The organism is Micromonospora sp. MH99 (assembly GCF_021442385.1).
Lineage (GTDB): Bacteria > Actinomycetota > Actinomycetes > Mycobacteriales > Micromonosporaceae > Micromonospora.
This window is the reverse complement of the sequence record NZ_MUZA01000128.1, coordinates 1-6,954: the sequence shown is the minus strand read 5'-3', so window position 1 is coordinate 6,954 and position 6,954 is coordinate 1. Positions and strand designations below refer to the sequence as shown.

Genomic DNA, 6,954 nt, shown 5'->3' with positions numbered 1-6,954 from the left:
GCACCACCCCGGCCCTCGCGCCGCCGGCCTCGCCCGTTCCGATTTCGACGCCGCCCGTGCCGACGCCGCAGCCGGTCCCGCCCACGGACCCGGCCCGGCCACCGGCCTTCCGGGCCGGGCTGGCCCAGATCCGGCAGGCCGAGACCGGGCCGACCCGCGAGGATCCGTTGCCGACGTCGTCGAGCCGGCGACGCGGGCCGCTGCTGGTCGGCGTGGGCGCGATCGTACTGATCGCGCTCGTCGGCGGGGCCGTGGCGGCGCTGCGTCCGGACGCCGGGCCGGGCGCGACGACAGGTCCGGCGGCGCTGGCGGGTGAATCGACGTCGGGCGCCGTCGTCGCGCCACCGACCACTGACACCACCACCCCGGCATCCCGGGCCGGTGGCACGCCGAGCGCCGCCCGGACCGCGACCGCCGCACCGACCGGCGGCGACCGATCGGGTACGCCCGCCAGCGGCAGTCCGGCCACCCGCAGCGCGGCACCGGGGACCACGCCGACCGGGGCGGCCAGTGGCAGACCGACGTCCAGCGGCAGCCCGGCGGGCCGGCCCAACCCGTACACGGCGGCGCAGGCGTGCGGCAGCGGCTATCAGGTGATCGACTCGGCGACGCTCACCGACGGTGGCGGCCGCCGGCAGGGCCGCGTCTACCTGCTCTACCACTCGGGTAACGGCAACAACTGCGTGGTCACCCTCAAGGACACCGCGGTCGGGGCCAGGACGGCCGCGTCGGCGTACCTGGAGGTGCAGGGACGGGCCCGCAGCACCGACAGCGGGTCGTTCGACTACTACGCGGGGCCGGTGCGGGCCGCCGCCGCTGGCGCGTGCGTGAAGTGGGGCGGCGCCACCGGCGGGGTGAGCTACGGCAGCGGGTTCGAACACTGCGGCTGACCACCGACGAACGCCGGCGATCGCGGGTGCTTCGCACGACGCCGCCCGGTCCGGTCGTCACCTGGCGACAGGGAAGCGGACGCTTGCCTGCAATGGACGCGGAACGGACTGTCGACAGTCGGTAGGGCTGGGGCGACGTGCCCAGACCCGGGGCATGAGAACTAAGGTACGGACATGTCCGTTGACGGGTGGAACACGGTCCTGGTGCTCGGCGGTATCCGGTCCGGCAAGTCCGAGTTCGCCGAGTCCCTGGTCGCCGACGCGCCGGTGGTTCGCTACGTCGCCACCGCACCGGAGGGCGACCCGGAGGACACCGAGTGGGCGACCCGGCTGGCGACGCATCGCTCCCGACGACCGGGCAGCTGGACCACCGAGGAGACCGCCGGAGAGCCGCGCCGGCTGGCGGACGTGCTCGAATCCGCCGAGCCCAACGAGACGCTCCTCGTGGACGACCTGGGCGGCTGGGTGACGGTGCTGCTCGACCCGGAGCACCAGCCCGCGGACGACGTGGCGACGATCGCCGAACTGGCCGAGGCGATGCGCACCTGCGCGGCGCGGGTGGTGCTGGTGAGCCCCGAGGTCGGGCTGTCGCTGGTGCCGACCACCCCGCTGGGCCGGGCGTTCACCGACGCGCTCGGCGCGGCCAACCGCGCGGTCGCCGACGCCTGCGACGCCGTGGTGCTGGTGGTCGCGGGCCAACCGGCCTGGCTGAAGCCGGCACCCACCACCGCTGCCGCCGCCGCCGCGACGGTGAGCGCGTCGGCGAGCCCCGTCCCACCTGCCGCGAGCCGGACCGGCACGGGCCGGGTCGGCGCACACCAGGCCGGCACGAGCCTGCTCGACGCCGAGCCCACCCCCGAGGTCCAGCTGCCCGACGTGCTGACCCACACCCCGCCGGCCGCCCCCAACCAGGAGCCCGGCAACCCCTGGGCCGCGCCGACCATGGCGCTGCCGATGGTGGCCACCGGGCTGGTCATCCAGCCGGGCATGGAGCTGCCGATGCCCGACGACTACGCCGGCCCGCAGGCGGTGGACCGGCTGGCCACATTGGACGTGCCCGGTGCCGGGCTGGGCGTGCTGGACCGGGTGGTCGGCTTCGCCGCGGCCACCCAGGGCACGTCGACGCCGGCCGCCTGGGGCTCGGTGCGGGTGCTGCTGCTCAACGGCGACCACGCCGGCGGCGCGTCGGCCGGCACCGTCGCGGGCGAGTCGGCACGTCGCGCCGCCCAGGCGCGCGCCGGACGGGGCGCGCTGGCCCGGCTGGCCGCCGAGAGCGGCGCGAGCCTGCAGGTGGTCGACACCCCCGCCTCCGCGCCGATGGAGACCCGGCCGGCCCTCACCGGCGAGCAGGTCGAGTCGGCGCTGCGCTACGGCTGGCGCTTGGCCGAGCAGGCCGCCGACGCGGGCGTACAACTGCTGGTCCTGGGAGCGTGCGGCGCCGGCACCGAGGCGGCAGCGGCGGCGGTGCTGGCGGCCACGGCCGGCGCGGAACCACCTGCGGTGCTGGGCCGGGTGATCACCGACTCCGGTGAGATCGACGACGCGGCCTGGATGGTCCGCTGCGCGGCGGTGCGCGACGCGCTGCACCGCACCCGTCGCTCGCCGCGCGGCGCGAAGGACGTGCTGTCCGAGCTGGGCGGCGGCGACGTGGCGGTGGCCACCGGCGTGCTGCTGGGCGCCACCGCCCGCCGGGTGCCGGTGCTGCTGGACGGGCCGGTCGGGCTGGCCGCCGGGATGGTCAGCCGGGACCTGGCCGGGCAGGCGCGGCACTGGTGCCTGCTGGCCGACCACGGCCAGCATCCCGCGGTGCGGCTGGCCGCCGACGTGCTCGGCCTCACGCCCCTGCTCGACCTGCGACTGGACCTCGGCGAGGGCGCCAACGCCCTGGTCGCGTTGCCGCTGCTGCGCTCGGTGCTGGCACTGGCCGCCGCGCTGCCGGTGCACCCGTCGCTGACCGGCGACACGGACCCGACCGACGAGCCGGAAGCCGACCCGGAGACCGACGACGCCGAGCCCGACTACGCCGAGCCGGCGTACACCGGGCCCGACTACACCGACCCCGAGTTCACCGAGCCGGAGCCGGCCGGGCCGGGGCCGACCCGCACGGCCACCGACGAGCAGCCGGCGTCGGGCTGGCGTGCCGGCTGAGCCGCGGCTCGTCGCGGGCGCCCGGCTGGCGATCACCACCTTCAGCACGTTGCCGGTACGCGCCGGGCGGATCGACCGCCCGGTGGCGGGTACCGCGATGGCGCTCGCCCCGGCCGTCGGCGCGCTGCTCGGCGTGCTGCTCGGCGGCGTCCTGCTGCTGACCGGCACGCTCGCTCCCCCGCTGGTCGCCGCCGGCGTGACGGTGGGCGCCGCCGCCCTGCTGACCCGGGGACTGCACCTGGACGGGCTGGCCGACACCGTGGACGCGCTCGGGTCGTACCGACGGGGTGCCGCCGCGCTGGAGATCATGAAGAAGCCGGACGTCGGGCCGTTCGGCGTCGTCGCCCTGGTGGTCGTACTCCTGGTGCAGGCCGCTGCGCTCGCCGACCTGGCCGGCCGGTCCTGGCCGGCGTGTCTCGCGGCGGTGGTGGCGGCCACCGCGGCCGGGCGGCTGGGTGTGACTGTGGCGTGCCGGCGGGGCGTGCCCGCGGCCCGGCCGGACGGGCTGGGGGCCATGGTGGCGGGAACCGTCGGCCCGGTGGCGCTCGCCGTCGGCGCGGTCGCCGTCGTGCTGCTGGCGGTGCCCGCGGTGCCGGGCCGCCCGTGGCAGGGGCCGGTCGCCGTCGTCGCCGCGCTCGCCGTCGCGGTGCCGCTGCTGGCCCACGTGGTACGCCGGCTCGGCGGCATCACCGGCGACGTGCTCGGCGCGACAGTCGAGGTGGTCACCACGCTGGTCTACCTGGGTGTGGTGCTGTCCGCCTGAAGCGGGCGCGGCCGGCCGGGTAGCGTTCGGCTCGACAGCACCGGCACGGCCACCGGGGGAACCCACATGCTCATCACTGACGACTTCCTGCCCGTACCGGTGCCGGAGTCGCTCAGCGCGACCTACCTGGTGCCGATGGCGGGGCTGCCGAAGGTCAGCGCGAAGACTGCGGTGGAGGCGCTGACCGGCCGGCTGGCCGAGCCGGTGCACGGGCTCGCCCGGCAGATGCTGGACAGCCCGCTGATGAGCGTCGACACCCGGCCGATCGCCGAGTTCCCCGCGCTCCCGCCGGATCTGCTCACCGCGTTCGGCGCCACCGAGGAGCAGTTGGCCCGGCTGGCCGCGGCGACACACCTGGTCGTGGTCCAGGCGGAGTACCGGCCGGGGTGGCCGCCCGCGCACGAGTGGGCGGCCCGGGCGGTGGCGGCGGCGGTGGCGGAGTCCGTCGACGGCGACGTGGTGGACGTCTTCGGCCTCCAGTTCCTCGACCCGGCGACCGCGCTGCGCTCACTCCCCGACGAGCAGGGCCGGATCCGGCTGGTCGACTGGGTGCTGGTGCCGTACTCCTCGGACACCGAGGGGCTGTGGTTCACCACGAAGGGGCTGCGGCGCTTCGGACTGCTGGAGTTGCAGACCCAGGGGGTGCCCGACCACCTGACCCGCGCCTGGGGCGCGGTGATGACCGGGGCGGCCCGGCGGCTGCTGCGGGACTGGACCGACGGGCTCACCGGCGAGGAGGTGCCGGCGTTCGTGCAGCTGCCGGTGCTGGCCACGGTGACCGGGCACGACATCGCGGTGGCGTACGGCAACCCGGAGCAGCACGGCGCGACGGCCCCGGTGCTGCTGCGCCTGGAACTGGACCCGGCGACCGACCCGGAGGCCGACTCGTTCCTGAGCCTGCGACCGCCGGCCGGGCATCCCGGCCCGGACGGGCGCTACTACGCCGCCGCCTGCGCGACGTTGTTCTCCGGCATCCAGCCGGACGTGCGCTACGCGCGTTCCGGTGACGCGATGAGCCGCGCGGTCGCCACCGCCCGCGCCGCGCTGGGCGACGCCCGGGCCCGCTTCGTCGCCGGCCAGCTACCGGCGGAGTCGCAGCTGGTCGTCAAGTACGGCCTGCCGGGCGACGACGGGCCCGAGTACGTCTGGGCGGGCGTCACCTCGTGGGAGACCCCGGAGCGGATCGTCGGCGTCAGCGCCAGCGACGCCAACACCGACGAGAGCGTACGCATCGGCGCCCCCGTGGTGGTGGAGGCGACAGACGTCGTCGACTGGGCGGTCCTGAACGCGACCGGAGTCATCGAAGGCGGCTGGACCCAGGCGGTCCTGGACTCCGGCGAACCCCCCACCACCCCAACCCCCTAACCCACCCCACCCCACCGCCCGCCGCCCCCGCCCTCCCTCGCCCGGTGATCAAGAGATTTGGGTCAGAATCTCGCCCGAGAATGACGCAAAGCTCTTGATCACCAGGGCGAGGGCGGGCGGCGGACCCGTGGGAGTCGGGGGTGGGTGGGGTTAGTGGGTTGAGGGGGTTACGAAGGGGGGTTTCTGCAGGCGCAGGGGGGCTTGGCGGCCTCGGATGTTCACCTGCACCTCGTCGCCTTCGGCCAGGTTGGCGTCCGTGTCCAGCAGGGCCAGGGCGATGCCCTGCTTGCGGGTCGGGCTGAAGGTGCCGCTGGTCACCGTGCCGACCTGCTTGTCACCCACGTGCAGCGTCATGCCGGGGCGCGGGATGGCGCGGTCGACGGCCACCAGGCCGCGCAGCGTACATCGAGGGCCGGCGGCCTTCTCGGCGAGCAGCGCGTCGCGGCCCCAGAAGGCCGGCTTGTCCCACCCGACCGCCCAGCCCGAGCGGGCCTGCACCGGGGTGATGTCCAGCGAGAGGTCCTGCCCGTGCAGCGGGTAGCCCATCTCGGTGCGCAGCGTGTCCCGGGCGGCCAGCCCGCAGGCGCGCAGCTCGAACGCCTCGCCGGCGGCGAAGAGCGCGTCCCACACGGTCACCGCGTGCTCCGCCGGCACCACCAGCTCGTAGCCCAGCTCGCCGGTGTAGCCGGTGCGACAGACGGTCAGCTCCACGGCGGCGAGGTTGGCGGCGTCGAAGCTCATGTAGCCGTGCTCGGTGGGCAGATCGAGGGCGGCGAGCAGGTCGCCCGAGCGGGGGCCCTGCACGGCCAGCACCGCGTACGCCTCGTGCTCGTCGGTGACGGTGATCCGCTCCGGGGCGGCGGCGCGCAGCCGGCGCACCACCTCGGCGGTGTTCGCGGCGTTCGGGATGAGGAAGACGTGGTCGTCGGCGTACAGGTAGGCGATGATGTCGTCCACCACGCCGCCGGTGGCGTCGTCGCAGCACAGCGTGTACTGCGCGCGGCCGGGCCCGATGCGGCGCAGGTCGTTGCTGAGGCAGGAGTTGACGAACTCGGCCGCGCCGGGGCCGGTCACCCGGGCCTTGCCCAGGTGCGACACGTCGAAGACCCCCACCGCCGTACGCACCGCGGCGTGCTCCTTGAGCACCCCGCCGCCGGCGTACTCCAGCGGCATCTCCCAGCCCCCGAAGGGGGCGAACTTGGCGCCGGCGGCGGTGTGCCGCTCGTGCAGCGGGGAACGACGCAGCCGGGTCGCGGCGGCGTCGGAGGTCACGTCGGTCATGGGTGGCAACTTACCGGGGGCAACGCCGCTGGTTAGCATCGGCGGGACCCCGTTGGCGTGATCGACGGGACAGCCCTGACGTCCGGCGGGTAGGTTCCGCCGGAGACCTTCACCGCTGGTACGCGACGTCGCGACCGGCCCGGCCCGCCCGGAGTAGCTTCAGTGACATCACCCCGCACCACCAACCTGAGCCTGGTCGACACCGACCCGGCCGAGCTCGCCGTCGACGCGATCGTGATCGGCGTGCACAGCCAGACCGGAGAGCAGGGCGCCACCAGCGGCCTCGCCGGCACCCTGCTGCTCGCCAGCGGCGCGGAGAGCATCGCCGTCGCCTTCGACGGCAAGCTGACCGAGACCCTCGCGCTGCTCGGTGCGACAGGTGGGCCGGGTGAGGTCATCAAGCTGGCCACGCTGGGCACCGTCACCGCCCCGCTGGTCGTCGCGGTCGGGCTCGGCCCGGAGCCGACGGGCGCCGCCCCGGCGCCGGAGACGCTGCGCCGGGCCGCC

5 protein-coding genes and 1 pseudogene are annotated in these 6,954 nt (G+C 75.7%); 5 read left to right on the top strand and 1 reads right to left on the bottom strand.

All coding sequences use genetic code 11. From position 1 onward, the window contains the following. From B0E54_RS31760 to B0E54_RS31745, 4 genes and pseudogenes are all read left to right on the top strand, one after another. Nucleotides 1-890 (top strand): annotated as a pseudogene (locus B0E54_RS31760) (hypothetical protein); the annotation flags it as partial. Between the two features lie 174 nt (nucleotides 891-1,064). Then, nucleotides 1,065-3,038 (top strand): bifunctional adenosylcobinamide kinase/adenosylcobinamide-phosphate guanylyltransferase, encoded by a 1,974-nt coding sequence (locus B0E54_RS31755; RefSeq protein WP_234591535.1) that lies wholly within the window; start codon nucleotides 1,065-1,067, stop codon nucleotides 3,036-3,038. Further along, nucleotides 3,028-3,801 carry an adenosylcobinamide-GDP ribazoletransferase gene (locus tag B0E54_RS31750; protein WP_234591534.1) on the top strand — a complete coding sequence of 258 codons (774 nt, stop codon included), beginning with the start codon at nucleotides 3,028-3,030 and terminating at the stop codon, nucleotides 3,799-3,801. The genes B0E54_RS31755 and B0E54_RS31750 overlap by 11 nt, the downstream gene beginning before the upstream one ends. Before the next feature lie 66 nt (nucleotides 3,802-3,867). Beyond that, nucleotides 3,868-5,166: a DUF2314 domain-containing protein gene (locus B0E54_RS31745; RefSeq protein ID WP_234591531.1), complete on the top strand. Its 1,299-nt coding sequence runs from the start codon at nucleotides 3,868-3,870 to the stop codon at nucleotides 5,164-5,166. 150 nt (nucleotides 5,167-5,316) lie between these two features. Here B0E54_RS31745 and gcvT read toward each other — a convergent pair whose 3' ends face one another. Next, a complete protein-coding gene (gcvT, locus tag B0E54_RS31740) occupies nucleotides 5,317-6,447 on the bottom strand; it encodes a glycine cleavage system aminomethyltransferase GcvT (RefSeq protein ID WP_234591530.1) in 1,131 nt (376 codons plus the stop codon). 162 nt (nucleotides 6,448-6,609) lie between these two features. Here gcvT and B0E54_RS31735 point away from each other — a divergent pair. After that, the coding region (locus tag B0E54_RS31735; protein ID WP_308195447.1) for a M17 family peptidase N-terminal domain-containing protein at nucleotides 6,610-6,954 on the top strand (345 nt) is incomplete at its 3' end.

Excerpts from the sequence above, each read along its gene's own strand:
- gcvT (WP_234591530.1), bottom strand. The coding sequence starts at position 6,447 with ATGACCGACGTGACCTCCGACGCCGCCGCGACCCGGCTGCGTCGTTCC.
- B0E54_RS31755 (WP_234591535.1), top strand. The coding sequence starts at position 1,065 with ATGTCCGTTGACGGGTGGAACACGGTCCTGGTGCTCGGCGGTATCCGG.
- B0E54_RS31745 (WP_234591531.1), top strand. The coding sequence starts at position 3,868 with ATGCTCATCACTGACGACTTCCTGCCCGTACCGGTGCCGGAGTCGCTC.